The following is a 16,234-nucleotide window of genomic DNA, read 5'->3' on the forward strand; positions in this document are numbered from 1 at the left end:
GGCGAGCCCTCCGGAGCAGGACCACAGACCCGACCCACCCAGCGGAAGGGACCACCTCATGCGTACACCGCACCCCGCCACCTCGCGCCGCAAGCTCGTCGCCGCAGCGGCGCTTGCCCTGACGACGGCCCTGCTCGGCCTCCCGGGCACCGCCGCGGCTGCCGCGCAACCCATCAAGTGCGACGACACGGTGACCGGCCAGGCCGACTCCTACCCGGGGCCCCGCGCGTCGGACACCTACGACAACCTGTTCGACAACAGCTGGCGCGTTCCCGGGCTGGCCACCCACATCCCCCAGGGCACCGCCACCTGGTCGAACTGGGACGGCGAGGACGACCTCATTCTCGTCGCCGGCTACGACGAACTCGGGAAGACCTCCTCGGTGATCAACGGCATCGACGCGCGGACCGGCGAGAACGTCGGACACGCGAAGATCGAGTACTCCCACGTCGGGGGCATCGCCGTGTTCGAGCGCCAGGGGTGGGCCTACGTGTCCGGTCCGCAGGACCGCACGGTCCGCAAGTACAACCTCGCCGAGTTGAGGGAGGCGATCAAGAGCACCGAGGAGGGCCCGCTCCAGCCCAAGGGCGCGGACCAGACCGTCCACGGCTCCTCGTTCCTCACCAGCCACGGCCCGACGAACACGCTGTGGGCCGGCCAGTTCCTCGACGACACCCGCAGCCACATGAGCTCCTACACCGTCGCCGACAACGGCGACCTGGAGCAGCGGCCGGGATTCTGGGAGGTCCCCCGCAAGACGCAGGGATTGGTCGTGACCGAGGACCTGTTCATCTACAGCACCTCGCACGGCCGCAACAACCGCAGCAACATCTACGTCGTCCGCCGCGGCGAAGGATCATCGCGCCTCGACACCGCCCGGCTGAGCTGCTTCCGCGCCCCGAGCATGTCCGAAGGGCTCGCCGTCTACGGCGACCACGTCTACGTGGTCTACGAGTCGGGAGCCGACTACTACAGCCACGCCCACGACAAGCCGGACAACGTCATCACCGAGCTGCACAAGGCACCGATCGCGCGCCTGGACCATCTCGCGCCGCGATGATCCGCATCCGGGCTCGGCCGCCGGATGCCGGCTCGCCGTGGCTGCGGTCAGACGAAGGACAGGCGTGTGGCTAGTGTGCAAGTCCCCGTCGGACACACGCACTATCCACACGGGGCGTCGCCTCCACGTAGGCCGCCTTCTCCTCAGGTTCGTAGCGAACCTCGACGTTGAGCGCCTGGTAGAGCCGCTGGAACGCGGGCTTTGCCCTCGCCGAGCACTGCGCCGACGTCGCCGAGTGAGTCGATCAATTGCGTAGACCTCGGCCGCGTCCAGCGCTGCGCCGCTGGTCTGGGCGTTGTCGATCTCCGCTTGCGCTGCGGTCCGCTCCGCCTGCGCCTGGTTGATGACGTCGACCATCGACACTCCGCCATGGCGAAGGTCGGTTACTCGGCCGTCGCCGGATTCCGGCCCGCGACGACCAGGTCGAGCCCCGACTCGACCGCCCGCTCCACGGGCGAGCCGGCCGGTGCACCCCATCGCCCCGTAGATCATCAGCCCGCCCATCGGCACTCCCCTTCCTCGGACACCGACGCCGGGGCCGTCCAGGACAGCCGGCGTCCGGATAGCGGGGCCCACCGCGACGTGATCGACCCCACGCGTGCAGCAACCCGGTCCGATTCTGTCCGGATAGCGGCCTAACGTCGGCCCGAGAAGAACCGATGACGGAGGAACCGATGGCCGAGAACACGGGACTGGTCGACGCCCGAGCCCGAGCCCGCCACGTGCGCGAGCTGTACGAGACCCTCGAGGGGCGCCTGCTGGGCCGCACGTGGACCACCCCCGAACTGGCGATCGGCTTCACCAACGACGCCGCCTACGTCGGCCGCCTCGTCCTCGCCGCCGAAAGCACCTGGGACATCGACGGCGACACCGACGCCGAGCTCCGCCACAAGCTCGCCGAATGCCTGTGGTGGGCCTTCGTCCTCGCAGATCGCCTCGCCGTCGACCTCCCCGAGGCCTTCGAGTCCACGATGGACCGCATCGGCGCCGGGCTCGGGCAGGCCGTGGAGGGCCGTTGACAGGCCGTCCGACGAGCGCGGTCGGTTGTCGCTGACCCCGAACGGGCGAGCGCGCCGATTGCCGACCACCGCCTCTCGCAGGCTCTTCGATGTGCCCTGGTCTCGATCATCTGCGCGTCGAGCGCATCCCTCGTGCGCACGAGATCGGACATGCGGCTCGGAGATCCAGGCCGCGGTGAACACGTTCGCCGAGTCGGACGCCCGTTGGGCCGAACCAGCCGCTCGATCGACTTCCCGACGGCGACCACCTCGCCCTGACCGACGCCGCGGCCCCAGCGACACCGGGTCCGCGCCCGGGTCACGCCGGCGCCGGCTCCAGTCCCTGCGCCTCGCGCAGCTCCGGGAAGTCGGCGAGGCTGCCCCGCAGCACGTCGCGGATCGTCGTGGACTCCAGCACACGGCACATCGCCCGGGTCGCCTCGTCGTACACCTCGGTCAGCGTCGATGCGATGCCGTGGCCGACGTAGCACTCGGCATCCGGCGACGCCGCGTGCATCCCGAAGATCGGCTCGGCACCCGTTGCCCGGTACACGTCGAGCAGGGTGATCTCGCCGGCATCGCGGGTGAGCACCCATCCCCCGCTGCGCCCCCGGATCGACTCCACCAGCCCGGCGTCGCGCAGCTCCCCGAGGCACCGGCGGATCACGACCGGGTTGGTGTTCACGCTCGTCGCGATGCGCTGCGACGTCGCGATCTCCTTGTCCGTGCCCCGCCGGTCGAACGCCATCCACGTGAGCACGTGCACGGCCGTGGTCATCCGGGAGTTGGCACTCATGGACTCAAATGTAACAGCTTGTGCTACATTCGAATGTCACTGCTTCACTTACATTCGAAGGCCGCACGTGGGACAGCTCGACGACGAGGTCGCCCTCGACGCCGCGGTCGAGGAGATCGGCCCCGCCGCGACCGGCGCGGTCGCCGACGTGGGCAGCCTCGCCGCCTGACCCGACCGGACACACCAGCCACGAACCAGCACGGAGGCCCCGCCATGACCGTCCCCACCCCGCACGCCCCCGACGAGCCCGAGATCACGACCATCGGTGCCGCGACCTTCCTGTCCCTGACCGGGCACGGCCGCCCGGGAACCGAGCGCTTCTACGCCGGGAAGTCCGCGCTCAGCGCCGCGGCCGCCCGGCTCGGCCACCCCGGGCCCATCGAGATCCTCTACTGGTACGGCCCCGAACACGGCGACATCGGCATCGCCCGCTTCTACTGGACCGCCCCGCTCGACGCCCTGCGGTACCGGATGCTCGTCCGCGTCCCCGACGACACCGTCCTGCCCGAGGATCTCGAACGCGACCAGCAGATGAGCCTGTTCAGGATGACCGAGGGAACGGTCGTCCAGATCGTGCACCACGGCCCGTTCGCCGACGAGGACAAGACCCTCGCCCGGCTCGGCGCGTTCGCCGACGCGCACGGCCTGCGCCGCAGCGGGCCCCACCACGAGATCCACCTCGACGCCTTCGGCCCGCACACACCGCAGGCCGGACTGCGCACGATCCTGCGCGATCCCGTCGCCTGATCACGGCCACCCGACCACGAGAGGCGACGACGATGCTCGTCCTGGAACCGAAACCCCCTTGAGCACCGACCACGACGCACCGTCATCGCCGTCGACCTGCCCGGCCTCGGGGACAGCACCGGCGAGCTGCCCGCCCACGACAAGCGCACACCGGCAACTGTCGGCTCCTCGACCCGTTCTCGGCCTTGACCGGAGCGGCGGTCCACCACGTCGATCCTTGCTGGGTACCGGCGTCGCGCTCCTTCCCCAGCACAATCCGATCAGCGTAGTCGCCCCGACCGGTGTCGCCGCCGAGAACGGTGATACCGATCAGCTGGGCGATCCACCGCCGGGCCGGCGGCGATCATCTGGCGGTCAGGGTGATCTTGGAGCGCTTCTCGGGGGCGTACGGCCTCAGGGACACTGTCGGCAAAGCATCACAAGCGGCTACCCAACGCGAGGCGTGTGGTCAGTGCGCAACTCCCCCTCCGACACACTCGCTAGCCACACGCGAAGGCAGTGTGGCTACACCCCTTCATCCGCAGGTAGATAGCGGACATCGAGATCGAGTTCCCGGTACAGCCGCGCGAGCTCTCCGGCTGCGCGCTCGATCACCGCACCGACGTCCCGAGCGCGTCGATCATTGCCTGTGCCCACCCGCCTCACCGATCAGGCCCGCCGGCTCGGACTTCAGCTCGTCCTCCCGACGGGGGCTGTGCTTGTCGCTTCCGCGTTCCACCTCGTGTCCTTCCGTCGGGTCCGACCGGCCTACCCCGGAACAGGGCCGCCACGCACATTCACGCGTCGCAGCCAGCCGAGCTCCGGGCCGACCGTGCGGGTTCTGCTCCGGCCGCGTCGAGGACGGGCACAGCGCCCGTCACGGGTCGAGCCCACCCGGCGATCATCCGATCCCCGGCACCGGCCAGGTACTCGCGGAAGATCGCCGTACCGCAGGGGCGGTGTCCTCGTCGGCCGCCGGCACGCGCAGCCGGAAGCCCTCGGCACTTCGCGGGTTCGGTGCGGCCCAGTCCACGGTCAAGCCGCGATCAGGCCGGCTACCCCGGCCGGACCGGCGCCGACAGCAGCAGGTGGACACGTCCCGTCGAAGGCATCACGCCGGTCAGAGCACGGGTCAGCGCTGTCATCGCCGGTCCGGTACTTCCGGGCCGCGCCGGCGATCCTCGCGATCAGTGGAGTCCGGACCCGGGGGTCGGCTCCAACCGGACCACCGTTTCCGCCCTGCCCACCAGCGCGGAAACGGTGTCGATCACCGCCGCGCACCGGGGATGTCGATGGACGGCGTCCAGGATGCGGTCGCGGTCGGTGGCGTCCTCGAAGCGTCGAACCCAGACGAAGGCGTCCTCGTCGCCGATCACCGTGAACGCTCCCACCACGCGCATCCCCATCTCCTGGTGCAAGGGGATGACGGTCTCGTCCATGTAGCGGGCCAGTTCGGTGCCGCGGCCGGGACGGGCGTGCTCGGTGCGGATCTCGTAGAACATCGGTGCCTCTCCTTCCCGGCAGCCGTCAGGGCCGGGCTGCGCTGCGGGCGGCAGCGAGCGCGTAGGCGTCCGGAGACCCTTCCCACGGCCCGGTGCGCATCACGGTCCAGTGGGTGATCAGCCAGCGTCCGCCGACCTTGCGGAGCCCGAGCCGCCAGTAGCCGCGCATCGTGCAGTGGTCGACGACGCCGGGTTCCGCGGGGACGTGGTGGTAGGCCACCATGTGCGTGCGGCACTCGGCCTCGTCGCCGGAGAGCCGCACGAGGAGGTTCGAGGCGGCGTGGTGGGTGCAGTCGAAGCCCGTCAGCACCCCACGGGCCAGCTCGACCAGGTCGGCGGCCGCCATGGTCGTCGGCGGCCTGCCGAAGTGGTGGGTCGACAGGTCCAGGAGGACCTCATCGGCGAACAGCCGCCGCAGGGCGGCCCAGTCCCGGTCGTCCTGAGCGTGGGCGAGACCGGCGACGACGTCGGCGACAGCCACCCGGTCCACCAGGTCCTCCAGTGCGCTCACGCGCAGAGCTGCTGTGTCGACCGGTTCGCTCGCAAGCTCGCTCACACCCGTGCCTCCGCTTCCGTGGCTGCCATGGGGTGTCCCGCGGCCGGCGGCTCGATCACCGGCAGGACCAAGCGGCTGGGACGGGCCGGTCCGTGGTGGACCCGGTTGACCGCGACAGCCAGGTCGTCCTCGCCGTCGTCGGCGATCGTCCCGCCGGTGTTGGTGTTGCGGTCGTAGCGGGGGAAGTTGCTGCTGGAGACCTCGAGCCGGATGCGGTGCCCGGGCAGGAAGACGTTCGACGTGACGCACAGGTCGACGGTCAGCTCGTAGAGCGTCCCCGGCTCCAAGGGCTCCGGGTCGGTGAGCGACCTGCGGTAGCGGGCGCGCTGCACGCCCTCGCACAGCAGGATCGCCCTTCCGTCGGGGTGCACGTCGACGAGCTTGCCGGTGAAGTCGGTGTCCGGCGCCGAGGAGGAGACGTGCAGTACCAGGGTGACGTGGCCGGTGACCTCGAGGGGCCGGTCGAGCACGGCGGTGGTGAAGCACAGCACGTCCTCGCGCCTCTCGATCGCCGCCTGGTCGGCCGGTCCGGGGTACGCGCCGGGCACGGCGGCGAGCACAGCGCCGCCCACGCTCGGAACCGGGCGGCGCGGGTCGTAGAGGAAGGTGTCGACCGCCTCCACCGGTGCGGCATCGCGCGTCAGGACACCGTCGCCGGCAGCGGTGTTGGCGCGGCCGCCCCCGGCGAGGAAGAAGTCGGTGTACCGGGTGCCGGGTAACGGCCAGTCCACCTCGTCGCGCCACCGGTCGATGCCCATGACGAAGATCCGGATCCGGTGCGTCTCGTCGGGAGTCGCCGTCCTGCCGCGGACCCAGCGGTCGAAGAACCGGAGGTGCGCGGCGGTGACGTCGGCGGCCTTGATGCTGGCGTCGAGCCCGAACGACCGGTCGGGGAAGGTGCCGAGGTCGGCGCCGTCGGCGTGGCCCCAGGGGCCGATGAGCAGGCGCTGACCGTCGCGCGCCGCGGCGCTGCCCCCGTGGCGGCGCATCATCGTGTAGGACCGCACGGTCTCGCCGATGAACACGTCGTACCAGCCGCCCACGTGCAACGCCGGGACGGTGATGCTGCCGCACCGGTCGATCGCGGCGACCTGCGTCCAGAACGCATCCCGCTCCGGATGGCCGAGCACCTCGCTCACCCAGGGCAGGTAGCGGGTCATCACGCCGCGTTCGGCTACCGGCAGCGGGTCGTGCAGCAGCCGGGGATCGGACAGGCCGGTCAGGAGCGCCCGGACGTCGGACGGGTCACCGCGGCCGTCGGCGAGGTCGCGGCGCAGGTTGCGCAGGGCCGAGAGCGTGCCCCAGGTCAGGACGGCGTCCTGCGACAACGCGCCGCCCGCGGAGTACCACGGTGCCCCGTACGGGTCGGCGGAGCTCATCACCGGTGCGATCGCACGCAGCGCCGGGGGGCCGTGCACGGCCGCCTGCCACTGCGTGAAACCCATGTAGGACCCGCCCCACATGCCGACCGCGCCGTCGCACCACGACTGCCCGGCCAGCCACCCGAGGGTGTCGACACCGTCACTGCCCTCGTGGGCGTGCGGGACGAACGTCCCGGGCGAGCGGGAGGTCCCGCGGACGTCCTGCGCGACCACGGCGTACCCGGCCCCGACGAGGGCGAACACGTCCGGCAGCTTCGGGTTGCCGTACGTGCCGGCGTCGTCCTTGCCGTACGGGGTGCGGACCAGCAGCACGGGGAACGGTCCCGGCCCCTCGGGTCGCCAGACGTTGGTGGCGAGCGCGACACCGTCGCGCATCGGCACCGGCACGTCCACCTCCACGACGAACGTCATGCCCGAACCGGGTGCTTCCCGGGGCGCTGCGGCTGCTGGGTGATCATCCAGTGGCTGAACGCGACGTAGTGCCGGGCGAACTCCTGCGGCGTGCGCGCGTGCTCGACCGCCGCCGACAGCCGCGCGACGTGGGCGTACCGCGGGATCTGGGTGGCCTCGTAGGCGGCCAGCGCGGCGGGCACGTCGTCGGTGGTGGTGAGCAGGCCGCTGAGCAGAGCGGCGTCCTCGATGCCCAGCGTCGCGCCGGCGGTGATGTGCGGTGACATCGCGTGGGCCGCGTCCCCGGCCAGTACCACCCGCGCGGAGACCCAGTGCGGCAGCGGTGGCACGACCATGATCTGGTTGTGCAGGATCTGCTCCTCGGGGGTCGCGGCGATCAGGTCGGCCAGGAGCGTGTCCCGTCCTCCCTCCTGGAGGTGGACGACCCGTTCCAGGGCCTGCTGCTTCCGGGTGCCGGTCAGCGGGGGCGAGTCGAACTGGTTCAGCAGCCAGTAGACGTTCCCGTCGTAGGTGCGCACGTACCCGCCCCGGCAGCGGTCGTGGCCCAGGATCAGCCGGTTCTCGCGCACCGCGGTGCCGGTGGCCGGGATGACTGCGCGCCAGGCGTGGTGGCCGGGGTGCTCCTGCGCCGCGGAGCCGGGCACCAGTTGCGCGCGCACCGCCGAGTACGCGCCGTCCGCCCCGACGAGCACGTCGGCGTCCTCGCTGGTGCCGTCGGTCAACCGGACCGTGACGTGGTCGTCGTGCTCGTCGTACGCCTGGAACCCGGTGGCCAGGCGGATGCGCTCGCGTCCCACGGCGTCGGCGAGCAGATCGGTCAGCTTCGCCCGGTGCACCAGCAGGTACCGGTGGTCGTCGGCATCGAATCCCGGGGTCTCGAGCAGCCGCCCGGCCGGGTCGTGGAAGTACATCTCGCTGGGCTTGCCGATGGCGCGCACCTGGTCGCCGATGCCGAGCTCGTCGAACACCGCCAGCGCGTTGGCCCAGAGCCCCAGCCCCGCGCCGGCGGCGCGGATCTCCGGCGCGTGCTCGTGGACCACGACATCGACCCCGGCGCGGCGCAGCGCGAGCCCACTGGTCAGGCCCACGATCCCACCGCCGATCACCACAGCTCGCATCACAGGCCACCCCTGGTCGTGTACCGGGAGGTTCTCGATCCCATCGCGTCCTCCTCCGTCGGGTGCCGACGGTAGGAACCGCAGCCGATTGACACCAGTGCAACCTTGGTACAGAGCGCTTTCACCAATGATAATCGGCAGGTGGACCACGTCGACCTGAACCTGATCGAGGCGCTGGACGCGCTGCTCGCCGAGAACAGCGTCACGAAGGCCGCGGCGCGCCTGCACACCTCGGCACCCGCGATGAGCCGCGCCCTGGGCCGGCTGCGGCGCGCCTTCGACGACCCGCTCCTCGTGCGTGCCGGACGCGATCTCGTGCCCACTCCCCGGGCCCTGGAACTGCGCGGTGAGGTGCACGCGGTCGCCACCCGGGCGCGTGCGCTGTTCGCGCCGTCGAACACCGCCGATCCGCGGAGCGCGGTGCGCATGTTCGACCTGCAGGTCACCGACATGCTGTCCACGACGTTCATCCCGGCGCTCATCGACGACCTGCGGGTCCAGGCGCCGGGGATCTCGCTGCGGCTGCGGCCGGAGAACCTCGAGGACACCCCGGCCCTGCGCGAAGGACTGGTGGACCTGGAGATCGGGATGATCCGCCCGGGCGATCCGGAGATCCGCTCGGAGACGCTCGTCACGGAGACGCTGATCGGCGCGGTGCGGCCGGACCACCCACTCGCGGGGGCGAACGCCGTCACGCCGCAGCGGTTCGCCGCGGCCGACCACGTCGTCGTGTCGCGGCGCGGGAGGGTCCACGGCCCGATCGACGACCAGCTCGCCGACCGGGCCCTGCACCGGCGCGTGGTCGCCGTCGTACCCAGCTTCGCGAGCGCGCTGTTCCTGGCCCGCGAGACCGACGTCGTCTGCGTCGCCCCGGCGGGGCTGGGACGGCCGATGCTGGACGCACTCGGCCTGCGCACCTTCCCGATCCCCCTGCGACTGCCACCCGTGACGATCGCCATGGCGTGGCATCCGCGCAACCACCACGACCGCACGCACCAGTTGCTGCGCGAGCGCACCCGCCGCATCATGGCCGCCGCCGCCGACGCCAGCGCGCAGGAGTGACCGGGTCAGTCGACAACCGGCTCCGGCGCGAGGGCGCTCCGGCGACGGCGGATGTGGCGCACGGCTTCGATGACACCGGTCACCACGAACGCGAGCCCGACACCGACGGCGATCCCGAGCAGCGTGTTGTCCTGGAAGAAGACGCCGCCGAGGTAGCCCGTGAGTGCGGTGTAAGCGCTCCAGCTGGCGGTGGCGAACGCGACGAACAGCACGTACTTGCGCAGCGGGTAGCCGACCAGCCCGGTGGACAAGGTGGCCAGGTAGCGCCCGACCGGGATGAACCGCGTGGTCACCAGGATGAATCCCCCGCGGGCGTCGAGCTCGCGGGCGAACCAGTCGTGCGCCGCTCGGCGCTTGGAACCGGGTGGCATCCGCTTGAGCACCCGTGCACCCAGCAGCCGTCCGACGGCGTACGGGAGGAGATCGCCGAGGAAGGCTCCGAGTGTCGTGGCGGCGATGACGAGCACGATGTCGGTCTGCCCGGCGGCGGCGTAGACGCCTGCGACGATCACGACGGCTTCGCTCGGGATCAGCGGGAGGAAGGAGTCGAGGAAGGACACCGCGATGAGCACCGCGTAGAACCACGGCGAGGCGATGAGCGATTCGGCGAGTTCCAGCCAGTCGATCACGGGCAGCCGCCCGTCGGAGCCGAGCACAAGTGGATCTCCACAGGGAATCCCTTCCGGAAGCATCGGTGGTCCGGGCGTGGGCACGTCAATCGGGTGGAGGAGTCGTACGACTGCAGCACCGCCGCTATCCGTATTCGACGGCGATCCCGCACCCGCCGAATCCGTTCGCGATTCCACCGCGTCCTCCTCGGCCTTGCGCCGACGGTAGGATCAGCAGCCGATTCGCACCAGTGCAACCCTGATACTGAATCATTTCAAGCCTGATAATCGACGATTCCGACCGTTCCCGGCCCTGATCGCGGTGTGGGACGCGTTCGCGGGCTCCTCCACCGCTCAGGCGACAGCCCCGTGCGGCAGGACGGCGTGGACGCCCCACGTCTCGTTCGCGACCTGCGTGACGCGCAGGTCCACGACCGAACTGGCGAGTGCCGTGGCTGTGCCCCGGTCGAGGTCGTGGAGGTGCTGCATCCAGGTGACCATCGCGGTGAGGGCTTCCACCATCGCGGCGTTGAGGTCGGCGGCGAACCCGAACGTGATGCGCCCGCGGGTGGTCACGGCGTGCACACCGCGGACCGGAGCACCGGTGACGACGTCGAGCGTCACCCGCGTCGTCATGGGGCATTCGATGGCGGTGCCGGCCACCTCGCCATCGCCTTGCGCGGCATGGCCGTCGCCGAGGTGCACCAGCGCCCCGGGCACGGTGACCGGCAGGAACAGCGTCGCGCCCGCGGTCAGGTCACGACAGTCGATGTTCCCCCCACCGGCGGCTCGCGGCGTGATCGTGGAGTGCCGGCCCCGCTCGTCCGGTGGCATCCCGATCACGCCGAGGAACGGCGAGGTCCGCACGGTGTGGCCGCGGTCGCTGGTGGCGGTCCCGGCGGCGTCGTCGATCTCCCACAGCAGCCAGGACGGCGCTCCGGTGATCCCGAGCGCGCGGTTCAGCGCGTTGTCCGCGGCCCCGGCGACGGTCCAGCCCCACTCACCCGGGTCGGCCGAGACGATGTGGACCGCGAGCACGTCCCCCGGTTCCGCACCGCGTACCGCGATGGGCCCGGTGAGGCAGTGGCCGCGCCGCCCGTCGAACATCCTCGGCCGCTGTTCCCCCGGCGTGCGTTGCCGCTGGAGGTACCCGGCCGCATCGAGTGAGCCCGCGACGACGGTGTCGCCCGGGTCCACGGTCAGCACGGGCGGCGCGCTGCGGTCGAACACGTCCGTCGTGGATCCGCGCTCCGGGTGCAGTTCGTGGGTGGTCACGGAGATCCCCCGTCGTAGGGCCCGACGACGATCTCGGCGGACCTGGCGCGCGACACGCAGGCCACCACGCTCGAAAGGCGCTCTCCCCCGGTCGACACGGAGTCACGGTGCTCGACCTCGCCGCCGAGGACGGCCAGGCGGCACGTGCCGCACACGCCTGCCTCGCAGGACGACGCGACGGGAACGCCGTCGCGGCGCAGGGCGGCGAGCAGCGACAGGTGCGCGGGAACGTCCACGCGGCGCCCGTCGGGAGCCCACACCGCGGTGAACGGCGCGGACATCCCGCTGTGCGGGGCGGCGAACTCCTCCACGTGGATCCGACTGATCCGCCAGTGGGCCGTCAGCGCCTGCACGGCCCGCACCAGCGGAGCGGGCCCACAGCAGTAGATGCGCACGTCGTCGTCCGGAACGGCGAGGTACGGCCACAGGTCGAGCAGGCCGCGGTCGTCGCTGTGGTGCACGGTGTCCTCCGGGCCGTCGAACTCCTCCAGGAACGGGGTCTCCTCGGCGGACCGCGTCAGGTACAGCAGCCGCACACCGGTCCGTCCCTGGCCGCGCAACCGGCGCACCATCGCCCGCAGCGGGGTGATGCCGATGCCCCCGGCGATGAACAGGTACCGGGGCGACGGGCGGAGCGGGAACCTGTTGACCGGCGGGGAGACCACGAGGTCGGCGTCCACCGCCACGTCGTCGTGCAGGCTCACCGAACCGCCCCGGCCGCCGCTGTCGCGGCGCACGCACACGACGTACTCCCGCGGCTGCGCCCCGTCCGGATCGACGAGGCTGTAGCTGCGCCGGTGGCCGGCCGGGGTGGTCACCACGATGTGCGCACCAGGGTCGTACGCCGGCAGCGCGGACCCCCCGGGGTCCCGCAGGACGAAACGGCGGACGGTCGGGGTGAGGTCGGTCGTCCCGCTGACCCGCAGGCGCAGGTCAGACAACGACCTCGCCGCCCTTCTCCAGGACGCCGGCGGTGAGGACCTCCAGGTAGATCCCCATGAGCCGGTGCCCGTACGTCCTGTCGATCATGGACACCAGCGGCAGGTCGCGGCGGCCGCGCCCGGGATCGACCTCGGTCGCGGCGCAGCGCCTGGTCTGGCGCACGGCCCGCACGCGCACGCCACCCAGATCGAACTCCCGGCCGATCGCGTCCGACTCGGACCACGCCCGCAGGCCGTCCACGACGACGTTGGCCCGGAACCGCGCCGGGTCGACCGCGGTGCCGGTGCGTGACTCCAGGTCGCGGACCGAGGCGAGGTTGACCAACGAGAGCCAGTTCATCGGGCCGTCCCCGGCCGCGGCCGCGTCGGTGAAGCGCCGGCCCGCTTCCCGCGCGAGCAACGGCGCGACGCCCGCGGGCAGGTCGAGGACGCGGGCGAAGAACCGCACCGCGTCGTCGCGACCTTCCTCGGTGCTCAGGTCGGCATCCAGCACGTCGTGCCCCGCGACTCGCGCGGTGAGGACATCGGTCTGCGTGTCGAGGTGCGTGTCGATCCCGGCGAGGCGGTGGTCCGAGACCAGGGCGAAGAACTCCTGCTTCGGCAGTCCTTGCCGCGTACCGGGCCGATACCCACCGTCCGGACGGGCGAGCGCGAACGTCCGGTCGTGCGCGATTCCCGTGCCCGGCCGGAGTTCGACACGGACCAGCGGCTGCGCGCTGAGCCCCTTCACCGGGTAGACGAACAGTTCCTTCACCGAGCCTCGTCCCTTCACCGTGAAAGTGCTCCTGGCACGGCCGCGACTGTCGGCACGAATATGCTCGTGAAGGTGTGACTGGGCACGGGCATCCCACCCTCCTGTCTCTGCACGCTATTGACGACCGCCTCCGGGAATGAGGAGCCTAGGCGCATTTCAAAAGGGCGACAAGTGCACTCTCGACAACGTACGGTTCACTCCACGACAATCCGACCGGCCCGCCGAGCGCCGTAGATCAGCACAGAGCCCTTCCAACCCTGGCTGACGCGGTCGCGCGCTGGTTCGCCCGCGCTCCGTCGAGCCCCGCGCCCGCTGAAGCCACTCGCCGGTCAGGGACGTGAACCGCACCCGGCTCGGCCGGCGTCCCCTCGGTCCAGGATCGACGCGCACGGCGGGCCAGACCCGGCGGTGTCGACGGCGGTGACAGGACCCGGTAGCGCGGAGGGGCTCCACCCGGTCCATCCCACGCCCGTGTTGATCACCCGCTAGCCGGTGTCGAGCCTGCACGCAGTCCTGCCCGCGGTCCTCGCAGCGCGTAGTGGGTCGTCAGCGTGCCGGCGGGCCGCGAGGACGCACCTGACACTGCGCGGACGCCCCACTGCGCCCCCACCTCGTCACCGGTCCGGTCGAGGCCGTCCTCGACCTCATCCAGGTGGTCGACGCCACGTGGAAAGGGCTCCCTGGCCCGCAGCCCCGGCCCCCGCCGGCGCCAGCCGGTGGGACCGCCCGCGGGGCCGGGGACTCATCGCTCGGGTCCGGCGAGCAGGCGCCCGGCGGCGGTCCGGTCGGCCACATGCGCCCGGAACAGCTCCGCGGCCGGCAGCAGCCGGCGCTCGGTCGCCCAGGACATGCCGATGTCGCGGGCGGCGCCGTCGTCGGTGATCCCCAGGTGGACCGACCCGGTCGCCGGGTCGGCGACGGAGTCGCGGGCCGCAGGCACGATCGCGACACCGAGTCCGGCCGCGACGAACCCGCGGATGGTGGGCAGGTCGTCGCACTCGAAGGCGATCTCGGCGGTGAAGCCGGCCCGCCTGCACAGCTCGTCGCACTGCTGGCGCAGCACCGAGCTGGGCCGGATGGCGATGAACGGCTGGTCGGCGGACTCGGCCAGGGCCACCCGGCCGCGGTCGGCGAGCCGGTGGCCTGCGGGCACGGCCAGGTGCAGCGGCTCGCGGGCCAGCCGCCGCCAGCGCACGGCCCGGGAACCGACCCGCAGGGTGGACAGCTCCAGGTCGATCTCGCCGCGGGGGTGCAGCGAGGTCACCAGCTCATCGCGCTTGGGCTGCAGGACGAACCGGACGCCGGGGTGCGCGGCGCGGAAGCCGCCGACCAGGTCGGGCACCAGCCAGGTGCCCAGGGACGGCTGGAAGGCCAGCGTCACGGTGCCCGTCTCCGGCTCGACCAGCTGCTGGACGGCGGCCAGGCCGTCGTCCAGCTCGTGCATCACCGCGTCGACGTGGCGCTTGAACGCGACCCCGGCGTGGGTCATCCGCAGGGTGCGGCCGGTCCGGCGCAGCAGCGGCGTGCCGACCTCCGCCTCCAGCCGGGCCAGCGCCCGGGACACCCCGGACTGGGTGGTCCCCTCCAGCTCGCTCACCTCTGTCACGGTGACCCCGTCGGCGACCTGCTGGAACCAGCGCAGCGCGTTCGTGTCCACATCGATGACGCTAACGCATGAATTGCATATCAAAGTCTCATTGGACGCATGGATGCCCGGCGACGACACTGGACACCGTGAACATGAACCTGATGACCCGGGAGACCGCCACGACCGCCACCGCGCCCGCTCCCGAGACCACCACCCGTCCCGAGACCACCACCGGCCCCGCACGGACCGGTCGCCTGGCCGCCTTCCGCCGGGCCGTCGCCGCCCGCCGCGCCCGGCGCAGCGAGCTGTCCCGCACCATCGCCGCGTACCCGGCGACCCGCAGCGCCGCCTCCATCGCGCTGCTCACCAAGAGCGGCGCCTGAGCCCCGCACTCGGATCCCGACCGCGGTCGGTCGACCGCGGTCCTCAGTCCCCCCAGCAGTTGCGCACGCCGTAGGCGACGTCCCGGGACTCGACCCCCGGCGCCGGATCACCGGTGATCAGCTGGACCCCGGTGTCGAGGTACTCGGCGGGGGCCTCGCCGCCCCGGGCGGCCCGGGCCACGGCCTCGACGCCCTCGCGGGCCATGTTCTGCGGGTACTGCTGGGCCGTCGCGTCGATGGTGCCCGGCCGCACCCCGTTCTTGATCGCCTCGCAGCCGCCGTCGACGGACACCACGATCACGTCGTCCAGGTCCCGGCCGGCCGCCTCCAGCGCCTCGATCGCGCCGAAGGCCGCCGGCTCGTTGACGGTGTAGACGACGTTGATGCCCGGATCGGCCGCGAGCAGCCGCTCCATGCCGGCCCGGGCCAGGTCCCGGTCGCCCTCGGTGTCGACCGATGCCGGCGGCGGGCCTCCGGGGGCGATCCCGAAGCCCTGCAGGAAACCCTCACGGCGCAGTTCACCGGAGCGGATCCCGGGGGCCAGGTCGAGCAGCGCCACCCGCGGCTCGAAGCCGCGCTCGGCGGCCTCGGCGCTCGCGTAGCGACCGATCAGCTCACCGGCCCGGAAGTTGTCGGTGGCGAACAGCGCGTCGACCGCAGACTCGGGTTCGACCGGGGTGTCCACCGCGATCACGATCACCCCGGCCTCCCGGGCCCGCTCGATGGCCGGCACCAGCTCGGTGGAGTCGGTCGGGGCGATCAGGATGCCGACCGCGCCGGCCCCGGTCATCGACTCGAGCGCGGCCACCTGGCTCTGCACGTCGGTGTCGCTGGTCCCGGTGGCGGTCAGCAGCTCGACGTTCTCCTCCTCGGCGGTGTCCTCCGCGACCTCCCGCATCGTCACCCAGAACGCGTTCTCCTCCTGCTTGGTGATCAGGCCGACGGTGACCTCCTCGGCGTCGTCCCCGCAGGCGGTGAGGGTCAGGCCGAGCAGCGCGGCACCGGCCAGCGCGACCAGCCGGCGGGGCAGCCGCCGCGGGCTCCGGTGAAGAATCGTCACGGACCTCTCCTCCG

Annotated in this window: 16 protein-coding genes; 5 read left to right on the forward strand and 11 right to left on the reverse strand. The window is 71.9% G+C overall.

From position 1 onward, the window contains the following. The first annotated feature begins 58 nt into the window (after window positions 1-58). Window positions 59-1,060, forward strand: a complete 1,002-nt coding sequence (locus KDL28_RS37330) for a hypothetical protein (protein WP_252446216.1) — start codon at window positions 59-61, stop codon at window positions 1,058-1,060. A 659-nt stretch (window positions 1,061-1,719) separates the two neighbouring features. Beyond that, window positions 1,720-2,079 (forward strand): nucleoside triphosphate pyrophosphohydrolase family protein, encoded by a 360-nt coding sequence (locus KDL28_RS37335; RefSeq protein WP_252446217.1) that lies wholly within the window; start codon window positions 1,720-1,722, stop codon window positions 2,077-2,079. A gap of 298 nt (window positions 2,080-2,377) precedes the next feature. Here KDL28_RS37335 and KDL28_RS37340 read toward each other — a convergent pair whose 3' ends face one another. Continuing rightward, window positions 2,378-2,854 (reverse strand): Rrf2 family transcriptional regulator, encoded by a 477-nt coding sequence (locus KDL28_RS37340; RefSeq protein WP_252446218.1) that lies wholly within the window; start codon window positions 2,852-2,854, stop codon window positions 2,378-2,380. A 213-nt stretch (window positions 2,855-3,067) separates the two neighbouring features. Here KDL28_RS37340 and KDL28_RS37345 point away from each other — a divergent pair, with 213 nt between their 5' ends. Further along, a complete protein-coding gene (locus KDL28_RS37345; RefSeq protein WP_252446219.1) occupies window positions 3,068-3,601 on the forward strand; it encodes a GyrI-like domain-containing protein in 534 nt (177 codons plus the stop codon). A gap of 1,166 nt (window positions 3,602-4,767) precedes the next feature. Here the strand turns inward: KDL28_RS37345 and KDL28_RS37350 are convergent. The 4 genes from KDL28_RS37350 to KDL28_RS37365 are packed head-to-tail and all read right to left on the reverse strand — an operon-like array spanning window position 4,768 to window position 8,549. Further along, window positions 4,768-5,082 (reverse strand): NIPSNAP family protein, encoded by a 315-nt coding sequence (locus KDL28_RS37350; protein ID WP_252446220.1) that lies wholly within the window; start codon window positions 5,080-5,082, stop codon window positions 4,768-4,770. A gap of 25 nt (window positions 5,083-5,107) precedes the next feature. Beyond that, entirely contained in the window at window positions 5,108-5,593 is a 486-nt protein-coding gene (locus tag KDL28_RS37355) for a nuclear transport factor 2 family protein (protein ID WP_252446221.1), read from the reverse strand. A gap of 41 nt (window positions 5,594-5,634) precedes the next feature. Beyond that, window positions 5,635-7,431, reverse strand: a complete 1,797-nt coding sequence (locus KDL28_RS37360; RefSeq protein ID WP_252446222.1) for a CocE/NonD family hydrolase — start codon at window positions 7,429-7,431, stop codon at window positions 5,635-5,637. Next, the gene (locus KDL28_RS37365) at window positions 7,428-8,549 is read right to left on the reverse strand and encodes an FAD-dependent monooxygenase (protein ID WP_252446223.1); all 1,122 of its coding nucleotides are present in this window, start codon (window positions 8,547-8,549) and stop codon (window positions 7,428-7,430) included. The genes KDL28_RS37360 and KDL28_RS37365 overlap by 4 nt, the downstream gene beginning before the upstream one ends. A 105-nt stretch (window positions 8,550-8,654) precedes the next feature. On the opposite strand from KDL28_RS37365, the gene KDL28_RS37370 reads away from it, so the two are divergent. Then, complete coding sequence (locus KDL28_RS37370; RefSeq protein ID WP_256503499.1) at window positions 8,655-9,611, forward strand: LysR family transcriptional regulator; 957 nt, start codon at window positions 8,655-8,657, stop codon at window positions 9,609-9,611. Window positions 9,612-9,616: 5 nt separating this feature from the next. On the opposite strand, the gene KDL28_RS37375 is transcribed toward KDL28_RS37370, so the two are convergent. From KDL28_RS37375 to KDL28_RS37395, 5 genes are all read right to left on the reverse strand, one after another. Further along, the gene (locus tag KDL28_RS37375) at window positions 9,617-10,324 is read right to left on the reverse strand and encodes a DedA family protein (RefSeq protein ID WP_252446224.1); all 708 of its coding nucleotides are present in this window, start codon (window positions 10,322-10,324) and stop codon (window positions 9,617-9,619) included. A gap of 249 nt (window positions 10,325-10,573) precedes the next feature. Next, complete coding sequence (locus KDL28_RS37380; RefSeq protein ID WP_252446225.1) at window positions 10,574-11,494, reverse strand: acetamidase/formamidase family protein; 921 nt, start codon at window positions 11,492-11,494, stop codon at window positions 10,574-10,576. After that, window positions 11,491-12,435 (reverse strand): PDR/VanB family oxidoreductase, encoded by a 945-nt coding sequence (locus tag KDL28_RS37385; RefSeq protein ID WP_252446226.1) that lies wholly within the window; start codon window positions 12,433-12,435, stop codon window positions 11,491-11,493. Before KDL28_RS37385 ends, KDL28_RS37380 begins: the two co-directional genes overlap by 4 nt. After that, on the reverse strand, window positions 12,428-13,189 hold the full coding sequence (locus KDL28_RS37390) for an MOSC domain-containing protein (RefSeq protein WP_252446227.1): 762 nt from the start codon (window positions 13,187-13,189) through the stop codon (window positions 12,428-12,430). Before KDL28_RS37390 ends, KDL28_RS37385 begins: the two co-directional genes overlap by 8 nt. 742 nt (window positions 13,190-13,931) lie before the next feature. Beyond that, on the reverse strand, window positions 13,932-14,846 hold the full coding sequence (locus KDL28_RS37395; protein WP_252446228.1) for a LysR family transcriptional regulator: 915 nt from the start codon (window positions 14,844-14,846) through the stop codon (window positions 13,932-13,934). Window positions 14,847-14,923: 77 nt separating this feature from the next. Between KDL28_RS37395 and KDL28_RS37400 the strand changes: the two genes are divergently transcribed. Then, the gene (locus KDL28_RS37400; protein WP_252446229.1) at window positions 14,924-15,160 is read left to right on the forward strand and encodes a hypothetical protein; all 237 of its coding nucleotides are present in this window, start codon (window positions 14,924-14,926) and stop codon (window positions 15,158-15,160) included. 43 nt (window positions 15,161-15,203) lie between these two features. Here the strand turns inward: KDL28_RS37400 and KDL28_RS37405 are convergent, their stop codons facing one another. Next, window positions 15,204-16,220, reverse strand: coding sequence for a substrate-binding domain-containing protein (locus KDL28_RS37405; protein WP_252446230.1), 1,017 nt, complete (start codon window positions 16,218-16,220; stop codon window positions 15,204-15,206). Window positions 16,221-16,234 lie beyond the last annotated feature (14 nt).

The sequence above is a fragment of the Pseudonocardia humida genome, assembly GCF_023898865.1.
Classification (GTDB): domain Bacteria; phylum Actinomycetota; class Actinomycetes; order Mycobacteriales; family Pseudonocardiaceae; genus Pseudonocardia; species Pseudonocardia humida.